We start from the raw sequence: 15,220 nt of genomic DNA, 5'->3' as shown, positions 1-15,220 counted from the left end.
AGAGTGTTTGCTAAGCTGATCAAAAGTTTATTTCCTTCATTGACGACTAAAAAAGTAGAAGCGAATTATCATTATTTCGAAGCTAGCCGTGCTGATGAAGTTGGGTTAGCTAAAAAAACTGTGGATGATATTCAAAAGCAGTTAAATACCAATGCTGAAAATAACACGTTAATCACTTCATCAGTCATTAAAAAAGCAGAGATCACTGACGCACAGAGGGAGCAGTTTTTTTCCTATTTATTTGGGGATGTGAACCAACAAAAAATATTAGATCCTTTGAGTGAATTTGTCAGTAATAAGATTGAAGCGTTATTAGTTTACCCCAGAGAATCACCGCAACCGATATTTAATGCATTACCCGTGTTACCACTTTCAATAACACTACTAATGAGTGAAATTAATAAACCAGACTTTGACGTTAATATTCTCATCAAAACTATCAGCCAAGAGCCTAGTATGGCTACAGAGGTGATAACACTAGCAAATAGTGCAGGTTTTCAGCGAAGTTCAAAACCTGTAACTGACTTAAAGTCAGCTTTTATGGCAATGGGAAGTAAAGGTTTATTGCAAGGCGTTATATACAGTTATTTAAAGCGATTTGTGCCTAGCCCTAATGTATATTACAAGCAGTTTGGTGACAAAATATGGCAGCATTGTTTGCAGTGTGGTGCCATAGCCCAAGCCGCTGTTGCAGATAGCGATATTAAAGAACAAGCTAATACCGCATACTTCGTTGGACTAGTGTGTAACTTAGGTGTGATGGTTATTTTTCAAATTATGATCGAAGCTTTCAGCCATGTAAGCCCTGATGAACAACCTAATACATTGGCTTTTCAATTATTAGTTGAACGATACGGTCAACGGTTGTCATTTGAAATTGCAAAGTATTGGCAACTGCCTGAGCCTATTCTCCGTGCTTTAGCGTTACAGCTTAAAATAAAACCAGAAACGCCAAGAGAAAAGGTGTTACCACAAAACCGTTTAGGTTTTTTTATTTATGAAGCTAATAAGCTAAGCGAATTACAAGCGCTTTGGCACAGTAAATTGATTGATGAACATGAACTAGAGCTTCGCAGTGACCACTACTTGAAGTCTCAAGAAATAAAGCGTTGTTATGAGCAATTTATAACGGTTAATTAAAACCATACTGTTCTATTTTTCACTCGCTTGTTAATTGCTTTTAAGTTGTTTCGCTTGTTTGGCAAGTTTTTTAAATATTAGCTGGATTTGTGCTTGTTCTTTCTCATTGAGTACAGACAGCAGCTCTTGCTCACGTTTTAGGGCTAATGGCACAAGTTGTTGATAAAGATCTTGACCTTTCTTGGTTAAATTCAGGAGTGAACAGCGCTTATCACCGTCGTGTACGCTTTTAACCAGAAGCTTTTGTGTAAGTAATCCACTTATGGCTCTACTTGTTGGCATTTTCTCTAAGTTGGCGCGCACACTTATTTCTTTTGCCGTAAGTAATTCGTTATTTCCCAGAACTGCCAATACACGCCATTGTTGTGGAGAAAGATCAAACTGGCCTGTATAAATCTGAGCGATATTATCGGTTACAAGTGCTTGTAAATGCGTAAGTTGATAAGGAAAAAACTGTTCTAATACAAGAATTGACATAGTCCATTGTTTACTAATGCTAACGATAGTGACTAATCTAACAAATATTTAACGAATGGTGTGATATAAATTCTAAAATTTAATTTGTTCTAATGACGACTATGCCATTCTAAATTGTCACGTCTTTATGCTAAATGCTGTAACATCACCAAAGCTGAGGTTAATACCAATTGAAGGAGACATTTTTTCAATTGGTATCACATAGTCATATGACTATGTAACCGATTTAGAGTCGCTAATAAGGAGAACGCATGCCACATTTTATTATAGATTGCTCAGAAAGTATTTTGTCTTCCCATAAAGAAAACGTTATTAACGAACAAATACATAGCTCTGCCTATTTAACGGGGTTATTTGATGAAAATGACATAAAAGTGAGAATACCAATTGAAAAAAATATTTGCTCATTCAGCGAGAATTAAAAGGCTTAAAGGCAAGGCACTGATCACAGATAATGGTTATTCTCGGTAACTGCTCCTGCGTTACCCTACTATCCCACTTCCATGTGGACCTTATCAAAATCAGTAACGCTGCGTATAAGCCTTTTAAACTCGCCCTTGGGAGCTCGTCAGAAAAGTGATAACTTTACAAATTGATTGGATGGAGAATACTACACCTGCACCAATTTGCTTTGTTCTAACTTCCCTGACGATGCTCTGAATTGGTCAAATAGTTATTTCAATTGGTATAAACCCTTATAAAACATATCTTGTCGGCAATAAAAAAGAAGACTTTATCCATGTGTTTTCTCATATTATGGAAGGTCGTTCAACTGAGCAAAAGACTGAACTCTCTAGATGTATTGTGCAAAAGCTTGCTGAAATGTTCCCTCATGTTCACAATATTGCAATGAATGTGCAAGACTTTGAAAAGGCAACATATACTAATAAGTCTATGTTATAAGTAATTTAAAGTTTATAAAGGAGGAAATTGCTATTGTGTAAAGTTTACAATCATCTCCTGAATTTTAGGCTGTATTTCCTGTAGTGATGAGTACAGTTTGATTTGGTTTTTAGCACGATCTAAATTATGGCTCTTATAATCGGTATGAAAATACTTATCTCCGTCTATAAAGTCAGTTAAAAACCTAATACCTATCATAAAAGGCAGAAGTTGAGCACCAATCACTAAACTTTGTTTTTCTAATACGCTAATTTTAGTATCTAATTCACCTAAATAACCTTGGGCTAACGCTGAGAGGATATCTTCTCGTACCTGCATCTTTTCAAGGTTTGTGCCGTCTTCTGGTAAGTTTGAACAGCAGGTTCTAACCATATCGCCAAAATCATGCATGATAAAACCTGGCATGCAGGTGTCTAAATCAATTACGGCTATTGGTTTGTTGTTATTGGCACTAAACAATAGGTTATTAATTTTAGTGTCATTATGGGTCACGCGTAGTGGTAGGTTGTGCTCAAGCGTCGCGACTTGTTCAATAAATTGATGCTGCGCAAAACAAAAAGCAACTAATTCAGAGCAAAGCGTTAAACGGTCACAAGAGTTTTTCTCTACTGCAGTTTGTAATTGTAATAACCGGTGATTCAAGCTGTGAAAATTTGGTATGATTGTTGTGAGTTCATGTGCTGGAAAATCACCTAGTGCGTAGGTAAATTTAGCAAAAGCATTGGCAACTTGTTGAGCCTGCTCTGGTGTCTCTACAACTTCAACCGTATAACAATTAGGGATGTACTCTATTGCTCGCCAATACTCATTTTCCACCAAAGAAAATACACTTTCTAGGTTGTTTTTAATTTGCCGCATTGGTGTTAATTGATATTGACCTTGTGCTTGTTTGCTTAGTAAGTGATTGTTAATAAGCTCGGCATTATTAATGACTTCAGCGGGTTTGCTAAAGACGTATGGGTTAATTTTTTGTAAAACAAAATTACCATTGATAGAGCGCACTAAAAAAGTACTATTAATTAAGCCATTACCTAAAGGCGCGACGGTACTATTGTTGAGTGAACAATGATAATGAGGAAGTACTTTATTTATCGCGGTGCGCTCTACTGCTTTGCTCATACGCATGTTCGAACTTCATTATTAACTAATGAAATAGCCCTTTACCTGTTAATATTGCGAGTTTTTTATCGACAAGATCTGAATCAGCGGCATATGTTACGCCAAACCATTCATCATGTGAAGTAAGTACTTCTACACATGCTTTTTTTTGTGCTAGTGCTTGCATGGCTGCATCGGGTAAAAAGCATTCATTAGTGTTGCTTGATAGTGTTAACGACTGTGTAATTAAATTGGCTAATACTGAAACAATACTTGGGTGAAATGACCAACAGTTCATTGAAACTAAAGCTAAGTTACTAATTTTTATCGATGTATCTTGAGTCGTATTACCAATAATATTGGTGTCGAGTTGACGAATGTTGGTAACCTCAGCAATATTGACTAATTGATTGTTTGTTGAAATGTTACATAAGCCTCTATTTACACCTCCGTGTTCAGAGAGCGTATTGCTTATTGGGTAACCAACTAGATAATGCTGCTTATTATTTTTTTTGTTAGCATTAAACAGCAACTCAAATGCATGTGCGCCGTAATAATCATCAGCGTTAATTACAGTAAAGTTTTCGTTAATTAATTGGTGGCAACACCAAAGAGCATGCGCTGTACCAAGAGGTTTTGTTCGCTCAATCGGAATTGACACTCCATTAGGTAAGTGCTGGTTACTTTGTATAACGGTATGATATTGGCTATCTGGATATTTACGGTAAAACGCCAGAGCCTCTATTTTATTTAGATGTTGATGCTGACAAACAATAATAAAATTTCGGTAACCTGCAGTGTAGGCATTATCGATATTGTAAGCCATCAAAGGGCGGTTTAAAGGCCCAAAGCCTGTAAGTTGTTTTGGGCCACCGAAGCGAGTACCGTTGCCAGCTGCTAGTATAATTAACGTTTTCAATGGATTTTCTTATTTCTTAAGTGATGATAGCCAAGGGTTTATTGGTTTGCCAATGGCCACGGGTAAAGTCAGGTATATCTTTACTATTACTTCTGTCGCGAACCGAGTCGGCACTTAACGGCATAACAGCAGACCAAGCCGCAGCATCATAGACGTCTTGATCTAACGCTTCACCATTACGCAAACAGTAAACCATGCGCCATAACATCAAAAAGTCCATTCCGCCGTGACCACCGTTACGTTGTGCTTCTTCCCCCATACGGAGCCATAATGGATGATCAAACTGTTGTTGCCATGCATCCATATTATAATCCCACTGATGAAAGCTTTGAAGTGTAGGCTCTCGTCCTTTTTTGCCCTTAGACAGCCATTGTTGGTGGGCCACAGCTAATTGTTCTTGATATACCTTATTTATTGCAACGGGTGTTTTTTCAAGTGCTATTCTATTGGGGAAACCTGAAAAAGCACCATTAGTACCTTGAATGTGATTATGACGAGAATAAGGCCGAGGTGTTGTAGTGTCGTGTTGCACCATAATACTTCTGCCTTTTGCTGTTTTGATCATCGTGGTATTCATGTCGCCGGCAATATAATTTAATTGATTTCTCTCATGATCAGCTGGAAACTCTCTTTGAGCGTATGCTTTTCGACCCATTGCAGGCGAACTTGTTGAGGTTAAGTAGTCGAAGCGATCACCTCTGTTAATATTCATGTACTGCGAAACAGGACCTAAACCATGAGTTGGATATAAATTACCATTGGTTTTAGTGTGCCAATGTGTTCGCCACGAACCCGTTTTTTCAGTGAGTTCTTTCATTTGCCAGCGCAACTCGTGGATATAAGCTGCTTCGCCATGTAATAGTTCACCAAAAATACCTTGGCGCACCATATTTAAAACCATTAACTCGTCGCGACCATAGCAAACATTTTCCATCATCATGCAATTTTTTTGCGTGCGCTCTGCGGTGTTAACTAACTGCCAGCATTCTTCAATGGTTGTTGCCGCTGGTACTTCAACAAAGGCATGCTTACCACTTTCCATTGTGTCTACTGCCATGGGGGTATGCCATCGCCATGGCGTTGAAATGATAATAATATCAATATCTTGGCGAGCTAGCATGTCTTTATAGGCTAAATCACTTTTGCTATAAATAGTTGGTTTAATCAAGCCTTGTTCATCAATATAGACCATGGACCGATTTAATACTTTTTCATTTGTATCACATATTGCTTTAATTTCAACGCCGTCTAGGTGGCAAAAATGTTTAACATGGCCATAACCGCGTTCGCCTACACCAATAAATCCAACACGGACAATATCCATTTTTGCTGTGATGAGCCCTGCAACATTACTTCCTTGTCTAGCTGAGTAACTATGGGGTTGTGAGCTAGCGCAGCCAGCGGCCATTCCCGCAGCTGTTAATGCCGCCATCGATTTTAAAAAGTTACGTCGGTTATCGGTACTCATAGCAGTCCTTATTAATTTGAAAGTTATTAGGGCGTGTTTGGTCACACTTCTACGTTAATGACTTTGCTTTTAATTTACAATAAATGAATTATTCGGTGTGTTGATGTTGCTGAGCAATAATAGTGAGTGAATTAACAATATTAGACTCTTCCTCATAAGCTAAAACAATTTCTCTAGTGAGTTTTATGCCTTCAATAGGCTTTAATACAATATCTTTGTGTTCTAAAACTTCAGGGTGAACAGGAACTAAAGCACAACCCAAGCCTGCTTTTACTAGTCCTATTGCATAATCTATTGTTTGGATTTTTGCTCGTATGTCTAATTCAATACCAGATAAGGCCAATGTTTCATTTAGTGCTTGCCATGCTAAACAAGGAGAACGTTCTATTGCTGCTATTTGATGAAGATGGCTAATAGAAATTTTATCTATCAACGACAACGGGTGATTACTCGGTAGTGCTAATACATAATCCTCTTGCCATAAACTTAAGTATTTTTCGTCACCCCTTAACTCCTCTTTTAATACAATTCTCGCATTAGCATCTTCTTGATGGGGAACCAGGGTTAACTCCATTGTAGGTTGAGAAGCAGTAAAGTCTTTTAACAGCGCACTCATTCTTTTTACCCCTAAACCACGAGTTACACCCAATAAGAATGTCGTTTTATCTTGCTTACGGATAAAACTTTGCTTAATTGCATCTGCTTGACCAAGCAACTTGGTGGCTAAGGGGTAAAGTTTCTCGCCTTGCTCAGTGATTTTTACACCGCGAGTATGTCGTATAAATAAGGTCTGTTTTAGCTCCAGCTCTAATTGACTAATTGCAGCCGATATTGAAGGTTGGGCAATAAAACAAGCTTTTGCTGCGCCACTAAAGCTTTGCTGTTCAACTACAGCGACAAAATATTTTAATGAACGTAGATCCATAGCACACATTTTAATTGATGGAATAACTCATTATAGTTAAAAGCTATATCAGGTAAAGAAAAATAATATTTTAACTTTGTCTGTGCTTTGATTACTCTTAGTTTAAGATAAATATAACGTTAACTGATTAGGAAATTACTATGTCTAGCTCTACATCTACTCGCCCAAGCTTTAATTGGCAAGATCCTTTATTACTTGATTCATTGTTGTCTGAAGATGAGCGTATGATCCGTGATAGTGCTCATCAATACTGCCAAGAAAAATTGATGCCTCGAGTGCTGGAGGCGAATAGAAATGAAGTGTTTGACGTAGAAATAATGAAAGAGTTAGGCGCGTTAGGCTTGCTTGGTTGTACTATTGAAGAAAAGTACGGCTGTGCTGGTGTGAACTATGTGACTTATGGCTTAGTAGCTCGCGAAGTAGAGCGTGTTGATAGTGGCTATCGTAGTGCCATGAGTGTGCAATCGTCATTGGTTATGCATCCTATTCACGCCTATGGCAGTGAAGAGCAGAAAATGAGGTATTTACCAAAGCTTGCAAGTGCAGAATACATTGGCTGCTTTGGTTTAACTGAACCAAATTCAGGTTCTGATCCAGCCAGTTTAGCTACCAAGGCGACTAAAGTTGACGGTGGCTATCGCATAACAGGCAATAAAATGTGGATCACTAACTCTCCTATCGCTGATATTTTTATTATATGGGCAAAACTAGAGGGTGTGATCAAAGGTTTTATTCTAGAAAAAGGCATGGAAGGATTATCAGCACCAAAAATTGAAGGTAAATTTTCTTTACGCGCATCAATTACCGGCGAAGTGGTAATGGATAACGTATTTGTGCCTGATGAGAATATGTTACCCCATGCTAAAGGTTTGTCTGGACCTTTTGGCTGTTTAAATAAAGCTCGTTACGGTATAGCCTGGGGAGCATTAGGCGCTGCTGAGTTCTGTTGGCATGGTGCGCGTCAATATACGTTAGATAGAGAGCAGTTTGGCAGACCACTTGCTGCAACTCAGCTTGTTCAAAAGAAGCTTGCAGACATGCAAACTGAAATAACAACAGGTTTATTTGCTTGCTTACAAGTGGGGCGTTTAATGGATGCGGGCACACTAGCGCCAGAAGCTATTTCTCTCGTAAAGCGTAACTCATGCGGTAAAGCATTAGAAATCGCGCGTACAGCACGAGATATGCACGGCGGTAATGGTATTAGTGACGAGTTCCATATTATTCGCCATATGATGAACTTAGAAGCGGTCAATACTTATGAAGGTACCCATGATGTGCATGCGCTTATTTTAGGGCGAGCACAAACGGGTATTCAAGCATTCTTTTAATTTTTGCTGATGCAGCAATTTCTATCTAGCCGTTACCTCTTTTATGGGGGTAATGGCTTCTAATAAGCTCAGTAAATGGAGTGATAATGTCTGATCGTAATCAATTATTAAAAGACGCCTTTATAAGTAAAGTGCTAGCAGGTGACTTACCTACTTTGAGTCAGCACCAACCACCAAAAAGCGTTGGCTTAACTCATGCTGACCTCATTGATTTATTTGAAACGCAAGTTATAAGTAGACACTTAGATTTACATTCTAGAGTAATGCAAAAGCAAGGACAAAGCTTCTACACCATAGGAAGTTCAGGCCATGAAGGTAATGCAGCTTGCGCTAAAGCATTTCGCTTAGATGATATGGCGTTTTTACATTATCGTAGTGGTGCTTTTGTTATCCAACGCAGTAAGAAAGCACCAGGTCAAACACCAATTTACGATATGCTACTCTCTTTTTCGGCCTCTAAAGACGACCCTATTTCTGGCGGGCGACATAAGGTTTTAGGCAGTAAATCATTATTTATCCCCCCACAGACTAGTACCATAGCCTCACATTTACCTAAAGCGATGGGGGCTGCATTTAGTATTGATTTAGCCAAACGTCTCGCTTTTGAAGGTGAACTTGCGAACGATAGTATTATTGTTTGTAGCTTTGGTGACGCGTCTCAAAACCATTCTACTGCACAAGGCGCGATAAACAGTGCGGCGTGGGCAAGTTATCAGTCGATACCTATGCCAATTGTGTTTGTGTGTGAAGACAATGGTATTGGTATTTCAACTTCAACACCAAAGGGGTGGGTGGAAGCCAATTACAAAAACAGAGCAGGGCTTGTTTATTTAACCTGTGATGGTTTAAACCTGATTGATACTTATCAAACAACCTTAAAAGCTGCTCATATTGCTCGCACTAAGCGTTGCCCAGTATTTTTACATATAAAACTAATTCGTTTATTGGGTCATGCAGGCTCTGATGCTGAGTTTGTCTATCGTAAACAATCTGAAATAGACAAAATAGAGCAACAAGACCCTCTATTACATAGCGCAGCTATCTTGCTTGAACATAACATTTTAGATGCAAAGAAAATTGTTGATATTTATCAAAAAACAGCGCAACGAATTGAAAATATAGCAGAGCGTGTAATTACAAAACCCAAATTAACCACCTCTGAAGAAGTGATGGCAAGTTTACTACCTGCAGGTATTGAAGCTGGAATGAGCAAGAACTCTAATAACTTAACCCAAGAAAAACGTTTAAGTTACTTTGCTCATGAAAAACATAATTTAAGTAAAAAGCAACATTTAGCAAAGCTTATCAATTGGACGTTAATGGATTTAATGGCAGAGCATAACGATATTGTTATGTTAGGTGAAGATATTGCTCGTAAAGGTGGTGTTTATAACGTTACAGCAAAATTACATGAGCGTTTTGGACAAAACCGAGTGTTAAACACTTTACTTGATGAGCAGTCGATTCTTGGCGGCGCCATTGGGCTTGCCCATAATGGATTTATACCAATTCCTGAAATTCAATTTCTTGCTTACGTGCATAATGCTGAAGATCAAATTCGTGGTGAAGCCGCCACATTATCTTTTTTCTCTAATCAACAATTTACTAATCCAATGGTGATTAGAATTGCTGGCTTAGCATATCAAAAAGGTTTTGGCGGTCACTTTCATAATGACAATTCGTTTGCGGTATTTAGAGATATTCCTGGTATCGTACTGGCTTGCCCGTCTAACGGTAAAGATGCAGTTGAAATGCTTCGTGCTTCGGTACGGTTAGCAAAAGAGCAGCAAAAAGTTGTTGTGTTTCTTGAACCTATTGCACTGTATATGGCGAAAGACTTACATGAAGAAGGCGATGGCTTATGGACCTTTGCTTACCCTGAACCAGAGCACGATGCACCGCCTGTTAATATGCAGGTGAGTACATACGGTAAAGGTAAAGAAGTCTGTATTTTAACCTATGGCAATGGGTACTTTTTATCACGGCAAGCTGAGAAAATACTTGCAGATAAACACATCCACTGCAGGGTAGTTGATTTGCGCTGGTTAGCACCACTTGATCAACAAGGAATTATTGACGAAGTATCTCAATGTCAGCAAGTACTCATTGTTGATGAGTGCCGCAAAACAGGTTCAATTAGCGAAGCCTTAATGGCGCTATTAATTGAAGCGAAACTTAGCTCTAAGCCTATAGAGCGTATTTGTGCCCAAGACAGCTTTATTCCTTTAGGTAGCGCTGCCTATGAAGTGTTACCTTCTTGCCAAGATATTGTTGATAAAGTCTCCCAAATGATTGAGAGCAATGGCAACAATAACCAAACAAGTATCACAAACAATAAAGGTGGCAAATGAGTAAAAAACAAACGGCTGTTGTTATTTGCCCAGGCCGAGGCACCTACAATAAAGAAGAGTTAGGCTATTTAAGCCGTTTTCATAGTGATAAAACTGAAATCATTTCAGTTATCGATAACTATAGAAAATCGCAAAAACAGCCATTGATCAGTGAATTAGATGGCCAAGCAAGCTACCAACTGCGTAAACATACCGCTGGCGAAAATGCTTCCGCCATAATTTATGGTTGTGCATTGGCAGACTATCACTCCATTGATTTGGATAAATACGACATTGTTGCGGTAACTGGTAACTCAATGGGGTGGTACATTGCACTTGCAGTTGCTAGTGCTTTAAACCCTGAAAATTCGATAGAGCTCATTAATACCATGGGCTCAATGATGAGTAATGGTGTGATCGGGGGCCAATTAATATATCCCATTGTTGATGAAAACTGGGTTATTAATCACAATACTCACCAAAGCGTAATGGCAAAAATGGCAGAGGTTAATCAAGTACAGGAGAATGAAGTTTATCTATCGATCAACTTAGGTGGCTACCTAGTTTTCGGTGGCAATAAAGCGGGTTTAAAAGCACTAGAGCAAAGCTTACCCCTAGTGCAAGACCGTTATCCAATGAACTTATTCAACCATGCTGCTTTTCATACCCCTTTGATGGATGACATCTCAAAACAAGCTAAATCAATGTTAAGCGCCGATAAGTTTACTGCGCCTAAAATTCCACTCATCGATGGCTTAGGTAATATTTGGCAACCGTATTCAACCGATACCAAAAAGCTCTATGATTACACCTTAGATACCCAGGTAACTAAAATGTATGACTTTAGTAAGGCCGTTGAAGTGGCACTAAAAGAGTTTGCACCGGATAAATTAATTATACTAGGTCCTGGTGCTACTTTGGGGGGCTCTGTAGCACAAAACTTAATAAAGCATCAATGGCTAGAAATGAATACTAAGTCTGATTTTATTAGCCAGCAAAAAGAAGACCCATTTGTACTTGCCATGGGGCTAGCAGAGCAAAGAAAATTAGTTGTTTAAATAACTCGAGCTTAGAGTCAATAGTAATATCGTCATTTTCAGTGTGCAACTTGCAACTGAAGGTGACGATATTTAACTAATCCTCCTGTTTATACCAATCTCACTAACTATGTGATCATTTATACTGGTTAAAACAATCAACTACTGCGTTATTTATTTTATAATTATCGCTACATGGATGTAGCTTATGTGGACAATGCAGGAGCATTATTGTCCTGAACAACTAGTTATGAAAATAAATGCCTTGTATTTGACTGTTTTCACTGTGTATAAAATAGATCACTTAATTAATGAAACTGGTATTAGTTTTGTTAAAAAGCTTATAATCATTGTTAATGATTTATTTCACTACAGGTGATGTTTTGAATACCAAAATATACAAACAAGTGCTTGCCCATACTGATGATTTATTAGCAGCTGTTCAAGCCGATAATCAACAAGAATTTGATCGCTGTTATACAGAGCTGAAACTACTTTGTGAAACACATGAAAACACCGACAAAGACCACCCTGTACAATGGGAAACACTAGCCGACTTTACCGATGACTTGGCATTAGCGATCACCATTTATCAACAAGCCTTAGTTAAAGCTGAAACCATTAATGATAAAGACTTTCGTTCATCAATTGGCTTTTCAATGGCTACGTTAAAAGTTGAGCTAGGCGATAATGCAGGGGCTATTGAAGATTTAGAAAAAGCTAAAACTAGTAGTAACAAAATAATTGATAAAGAATTGAAAGCAGAAATACATGACTTATTGGAAGAGCTTAAAGCGTTATAAATAGCGTTTTTCTAAACATAAATATCGTAGTTTTGACTTAAATTAGAGGTTATTCATGATCGAACTGTACACAGCAGCAACACCTAACGGGCAAAAAATATCTATTGCGCTTGAAGAAATGGGGCTTGAATATAACGTCCATCATCTTGACTTTAATCAAGCAGATCAAAAAAAGCCTGACTTTTTGGCAATAAACCCTAATGGCCGCATACCTGCAATTATCGATCGTGATAATGATGATTTTGTTGTGTTTGAATCAGGGGCCATATTAATGTACTTGGCAGAAAAAACTGGTCAATTTATTCCTGCTGATCCCAAAAAATATTCACAAGTTATACAGTGGTTAATGTTTCAAATGAGCGGTGTTGGCCCTATGATGGGGCAAGCAAATGTGTTCTACCGCTACTTTCCTACTAAGATCCCTGCAGCCATTGAGCGTTATCAAAAAGAAGCGAGAAGGTTACTTGAAGTGTTAGATACTCAACTTAGTAAAAATAGCTATATAGCAGGAAGTGAGTACAGCATAGCTGATATAGCTACTTGGCCATGGGCGCGTAGCTATGAATGGGGCGGTATTAGTATTGATGGATTAACGCATTTAAAACGATGGCTTGATGAATTAGCCATGCGTCCTGCATGTCAAATAGGCCTTTTAACGCCTCCACCATCAGATATGTCAGATGAAGAGCGTGCGAAGCAAATCAGTAAAATGGTAACCAATTAGCTAGTTTACCGCGATGAGCAACCATTATTTTGATTATCACTGAGTTAACTATTATAAAAGCAGCTTATGTGGCGCTGCTTTTTTATAAGTTAAGCACTTCTATTAGCGGCAATATGCGCTAGTGAAATAAGCGCTTGCTTGTATTGCGATTCAGGTAAAAAGTCTATCGCATTAATCGCCTTATCGGCTTCTTGCTCTGCAATTTTTTGAGCATAACGTAGCGAGCCTGTTTCATCCATTGCTTTTAGTATCGCTTCAAGGTTATCCATACCATTACATTTCTCAATAGCGTCTTTAATCAGCTGTGCCTGCTCAGCATTACCATGCTGCATTGCAAAGATAAGGGGTAATGTTGGTTTACCTTCGGCTAAGTCATCTCCAACATTTTTACCCATTGCTTGAGCATCTGCAGTGTAGTCCATAATGTCGTCTACGAGCTGAAATGCTGTACCAAGGTATTTACCGTAGTCAATCATCGCTTGTTCAGTTTTGGTGTCGTGATTGCCTATTACGGCCGCTAATTGTGTGGCAGCTTCAAATAATTTAGCGGTTTTACAATAAATAACCTGCATATAGCTTTCTTCGGTGGTGCTGGCGTCATTACAGTTCATTAGTTGTAATACTTCGCCTTCCGCTACAACATTAGTCACATCAGACAAAATATCCATTACGCGCATATTTTGTAGTTTCGTCATCATTTGAAATGAGCGAGTGTAAAGAAAGTCACCAACCAAAACACTTGCACTATTACCAAATAATGCATTGGCTGTTTCACGACCACGACGCATATCTGATTCATCGACTACATCATCATGTAAAAGCGTAGCCGTATGGATAAACTCTATAATTGCGGCTAGATCAATATGCTGATTACCTTTGTAGCCAAGTGCTCTAGCTGCTAAAATAGTAAGCATTGGACGCATGCGCTTTCCACCTGCATTAACAATATAAATGCCTAGTTGGTTTATCAATGCAACATCTGATTGTAATTGCGAGTAAATAAGGTCATTGACCAATGTCATATCTTGCTGCGCAAGAGATTGAATGTCTTTGATATTCATAAAACCTAACGATGAAATATACGAGTGAACGATGCGAAAAACTTGGTGCAAAGTTTACACCATTTTCATTGATAAAGAAGGTTTCTATTAAATGTTTCAAATATTAAATAATAAATGTTAATTCTACTTGCCATCCATTTATCCATCGAGTAGAATTCGCGCCCTATATTTTTAAATTTATGCGTTTAATAAATGAACGCAGTTCGGAGTAGCTATGTACGCGGTATTCCAAAGCGGTGGTAAACAGCATCGTGTAACTGAAGGCCAAATGGTTCGTCTAGAAAAAATTGAACTAGAAGTTGGTGCTTCAGTAGAATTCGATAACGTATTAATGATCGCCGATGGCGATAACATCAATGTAGGCGCGCCTTACATTGCTGGTGGTAAGGTTGTGGCTGAGGTTGTAAACCAAGGTCGCGCTGATAAAGTTAAGATTGTTAAATTCAAACGTCGTAAGCATTCACGTAAGCAAGCGGGCCATCGCCAATGGTTCACTGAAGTGAAAATTACTGGTATTAACGGCTAATTTAGGAGCGATTCAAAATGGCACATAAGAAGGCAGCAGGTAGTACCAAAAACGGTCGTGATTCAGAAAGCAAACGTTTAGGTGTTAAGCGTTTTGGTGGTGAATCAGTACTAGCAGGTAACATTATTGTTCGTCAACGTGGTACTAAATTCCACGCGGGTAACAATATGGGTATCGGTAAAGACCACACTTTATTTGCTTTAACTGACGGCAAAGTTCAGTTTGACGTTAAAGGCGCTAAAAACCGCAAATTCGTAAGTATTGTTTCTGAATAATAATACTTAACTCATTTGAAAAGCCCTGCGTTATAGCGGGGCTTTTTTTTTGGCTTGATCATAATAATATCAACACGCCCTAGATAATCTTCACTGAGCGAGCAATTATCTAACTCAATTGGTATAATTCGCGTATTAAGTAAAATTTAACTATGGATTATTATTGTTAGCGGTAAAAATCGCTTATAATACGAGCATAGTAA

At 38.4% G+C, this 15,220-nt stretch carries 16 protein-coding genes; 10 read left to right on the top strand and 6 right to left on the bottom strand.

Features of this window, described 5'->3' with window-relative positions; translation table 11 throughout:
* The first annotated feature begins 3 nt into the window (after nucleotides 1-3).
* A complete protein-coding gene (locus tag QUD79_RS13705) occupies nucleotides 4-1,140 on the top strand; it encodes an HDOD domain-containing protein (RefSeq protein WP_184421049.1) in 1,137 nt (378 codons plus the stop codon).
* A 30-nt stretch (nucleotides 1,141-1,170) separates the two neighbouring features.
* Here QUD79_RS13705 and QUD79_RS13700 read toward each other — a convergent pair whose 3' ends face one another.
* Nucleotides 1,171-1,617 (bottom strand): MarR family winged helix-turn-helix transcriptional regulator, encoded by a 447-nt coding sequence (locus QUD79_RS13700; protein ID WP_184421051.1) that lies wholly within the window; start codon nucleotides 1,615-1,617, stop codon nucleotides 1,171-1,173.
* Nucleotides 1,618-1,868: 251 nt separating this feature from the next.
* Between QUD79_RS13700 and QUD79_RS13695 the strand changes: the two genes are divergently transcribed.
* Together QUD79_RS13695 and QUD79_RS13690 are read left to right on the top strand one after the other, a co-directional pair.
* The gene (locus QUD79_RS13695; protein WP_184421053.1) at nucleotides 1,869-2,039 is read left to right on the top strand and encodes a tautomerase family protein; all 171 of its coding nucleotides are present in this window, start codon (nucleotides 1,869-1,871) and stop codon (nucleotides 2,037-2,039) included.
* A gap of 319 nt (nucleotides 2,040-2,358) precedes the next feature.
* The gene (locus QUD79_RS13690) at nucleotides 2,359-2,520 is read left to right on the top strand and encodes a tautomerase family protein (RefSeq protein ID WP_221435099.1); all 162 of its coding nucleotides are present in this window, start codon (nucleotides 2,359-2,361) and stop codon (nucleotides 2,518-2,520) included.
* 30 nt (nucleotides 2,521-2,550) lie between these two features.
* Here the strand turns inward: QUD79_RS13690 and QUD79_RS13685 are convergent, their stop codons facing one another.
* From QUD79_RS13685 to QUD79_RS13670, 4 genes are all read right to left on the bottom strand, one after another.
* Entirely contained in the window at nucleotides 2,551-3,645 is a 1,095-nt protein-coding gene (locus tag QUD79_RS13685; protein ID WP_286288702.1) for a phosphotransferase enzyme family protein, read from the bottom strand.
* A gap of 19 nt (nucleotides 3,646-3,664) precedes the next feature.
* The gene (locus QUD79_RS13680; protein ID WP_184421057.1) at nucleotides 3,665-4,537 is read right to left on the bottom strand and encodes a nucleotidyltransferase family protein; all 873 of its coding nucleotides are present in this window, start codon (nucleotides 4,535-4,537) and stop codon (nucleotides 3,665-3,667) included.
* A 16-nt stretch (nucleotides 4,538-4,553) separates the two neighbouring features.
* Complete coding sequence (locus tag QUD79_RS13675) at nucleotides 4,554-6,005, bottom strand: Gfo/Idh/MocA family protein (RefSeq protein ID WP_184421059.1); 1,452 nt, start codon at nucleotides 6,003-6,005, stop codon at nucleotides 4,554-4,556.
* An 88-nt stretch (nucleotides 6,006-6,093) separates the two neighbouring features.
* Complete coding sequence (locus QUD79_RS13670; protein ID WP_184421061.1) at nucleotides 6,094-6,930, bottom strand: LysR family transcriptional regulator; 837 nt, start codon at nucleotides 6,928-6,930, stop codon at nucleotides 6,094-6,096.
* A 140-nt stretch (nucleotides 6,931-7,070) separates the two neighbouring features.
* Between QUD79_RS13670 and QUD79_RS13665 the strand changes: the two genes are divergently transcribed.
* The 5 genes from QUD79_RS13665 to QUD79_RS13645 all read left to right on the top strand — a co-directional run bounded on the left by QUD79_RS13665 (nucleotide 7,071) and on the right by QUD79_RS13645 (nucleotide 13,155).
* The gene (locus QUD79_RS13665; protein ID WP_184421063.1) at nucleotides 7,071-8,261 is read left to right on the top strand and encodes an acyl-CoA dehydrogenase; all 1,191 of its coding nucleotides are present in this window, start codon (nucleotides 7,071-7,073) and stop codon (nucleotides 8,259-8,261) included.
* Nucleotides 8,262-8,347: 86 nt separating this feature from the next.
* Nucleotides 8,348-10,612, top strand: coding sequence for a thiamine pyrophosphate-dependent enzyme (locus QUD79_RS13660; RefSeq protein WP_184421065.1), 2,265 nt, complete (start codon nucleotides 8,348-8,350; stop codon nucleotides 10,610-10,612).
* On the top strand, nucleotides 10,609-11,649 hold the full coding sequence (locus QUD79_RS13655) for an ACP S-malonyltransferase (protein WP_184421067.1): 1,041 nt from the start codon (nucleotides 10,609-10,611) through the stop codon (nucleotides 11,647-11,649). The genes QUD79_RS13660 and QUD79_RS13655 overlap by 4 nt, the downstream gene beginning before the upstream one ends.
* Nucleotides 11,650-12,011: 362 nt before the next feature.
* Nucleotides 12,012-12,431 carry a tetratricopeptide repeat protein gene (locus tag QUD79_RS13650; RefSeq protein WP_184421069.1) on the top strand — a complete coding sequence of 140 codons (420 nt, stop codon included), beginning with the start codon at nucleotides 12,012-12,014 and terminating at the stop codon, nucleotides 12,429-12,431.
* A 55-nt stretch (nucleotides 12,432-12,486) separates the two neighbouring features.
* Nucleotides 12,487-13,155 carry a glutathione S-transferase family protein gene (locus QUD79_RS13645; RefSeq protein WP_184421071.1) on the top strand — a complete coding sequence of 223 codons (669 nt, stop codon included), beginning with the start codon at nucleotides 12,487-12,489 and terminating at the stop codon, nucleotides 13,153-13,155.
* Nucleotides 13,156-13,244: 89 nt separating this feature from the next.
* Here the strand turns inward: QUD79_RS13645 and ispB are convergent, their stop codons facing one another.
* Nucleotides 13,245-14,216: an octaprenyl diphosphate synthase gene (ispB, locus tag QUD79_RS13640; RefSeq protein ID WP_184421835.1), complete on the bottom strand. Its 972-nt coding sequence runs from the start codon at nucleotides 14,214-14,216 to the stop codon at nucleotides 13,245-13,247.
* Nucleotides 14,217-14,430: 214 nt separating this feature from the next.
* Between ispB and rplU the strand changes: the two genes are divergently transcribed.
* Together rplU and rpmA are read left to right on the top strand one after the other, a co-directional pair.
* Nucleotides 14,431-14,742: a 50S ribosomal protein L21 gene (rplU, locus tag QUD79_RS13635; protein ID WP_184421073.1), complete on the top strand. Its 312-nt coding sequence runs from the start codon at nucleotides 14,431-14,433 to the stop codon at nucleotides 14,740-14,742.
* Between the two features lie 17 nt (nucleotides 14,743-14,759).
* The gene (gene rpmA, locus QUD79_RS13630) at nucleotides 14,760-15,017 is read left to right on the top strand and encodes a 50S ribosomal protein L27 (RefSeq protein WP_184421075.1); all 258 of its coding nucleotides are present in this window, start codon (nucleotides 14,760-14,762) and stop codon (nucleotides 15,015-15,017) included.
* The last annotated feature ends 203 nt before the right edge of the window (nucleotides 15,018-15,220 follow it).

It is taken from the genome of Thalassotalea piscium (assembly GCF_030295935.1).
In the GTDB taxonomy this organism is placed as follows: Bacteria; Pseudomonadota; Gammaproteobacteria; order Enterobacterales; family Alteromonadaceae; genus Thalassotalea_B; species Thalassotalea_B piscium.
The sequence above is the reverse complement of the archived record's forward strand: the minus strand, read 5'-3'. Positions and strand labels throughout refer to the sequence as shown.

Excerpts from the sequence above, each read along its gene's own strand:
- ispB (WP_184421835.1), bottom strand. The coding sequence starts at position 14,216 with ATGAATATCAAAGACATTCAATCTCTTGCGCAGCAAGATATGACATTG.
- QUD79_RS13685 (WP_286288702.1), bottom strand. The coding sequence starts at position 3,645 with ATGCGTATGAGCAAAGCAGTAGAGCGCACCGCGATAAATAAAGTACTT.
- QUD79_RS13670 (WP_184421061.1), bottom strand. The coding sequence starts at position 6,930 with ATGGATCTACGTTCATTAAAATATTTTGTCGCTGTAGTTGAACAGCAA.
- QUD79_RS13645 (WP_184421071.1), top strand. The coding sequence starts at position 12,487 with ATGATCGAACTGTACACAGCAGCAACACCTAACGGGCAAAAAATATCT.
- rpmA (WP_184421075.1), top strand. The coding sequence starts at position 14,760 with ATGGCACATAAGAAGGCAGCAGGTAGTACCAAAAACGGTCGTGATTCA.
- rplU (WP_184421073.1), top strand. The coding sequence starts at position 14,431 with ATGTACGCGGTATTCCAAAGCGGTGGTAAACAGCATCGTGTAACTGAA.
- QUD79_RS13700 (WP_184421051.1), bottom strand. The coding sequence starts at position 1,617 with ATGTCAATTCTTGTATTAGAACAGTTTTTTCCTTATCAACTTACGCAT.
- QUD79_RS13660 (WP_184421065.1), top strand. The coding sequence starts at position 8,348 with ATGTCTGATCGTAATCAATTATTAAAAGACGCCTTTATAAGTAAAGTG.
- QUD79_RS13675 (WP_184421059.1), bottom strand. The coding sequence starts at position 6,005 with ATGAGTACCGATAACCGACGTAACTTTTTAAAATCGATGGCGGCATTA.
- QUD79_RS13665 (WP_184421063.1), top strand. The coding sequence starts at position 7,071 with ATGTCTAGCTCTACATCTACTCGCCCAAGCTTTAATTGGCAAGATCCT.
- QUD79_RS13655 (WP_184421067.1), top strand. The coding sequence starts at position 10,609 with ATGAGTAAAAAACAAACGGCTGTTGTTATTTGCCCAGGCCGAGGCACC.
- QUD79_RS13695 (WP_184421053.1), top strand. The coding sequence starts at position 1,869 with ATGCCACATTTTATTATAGATTGCTCAGAAAGTATTTTGTCTTCCCAT.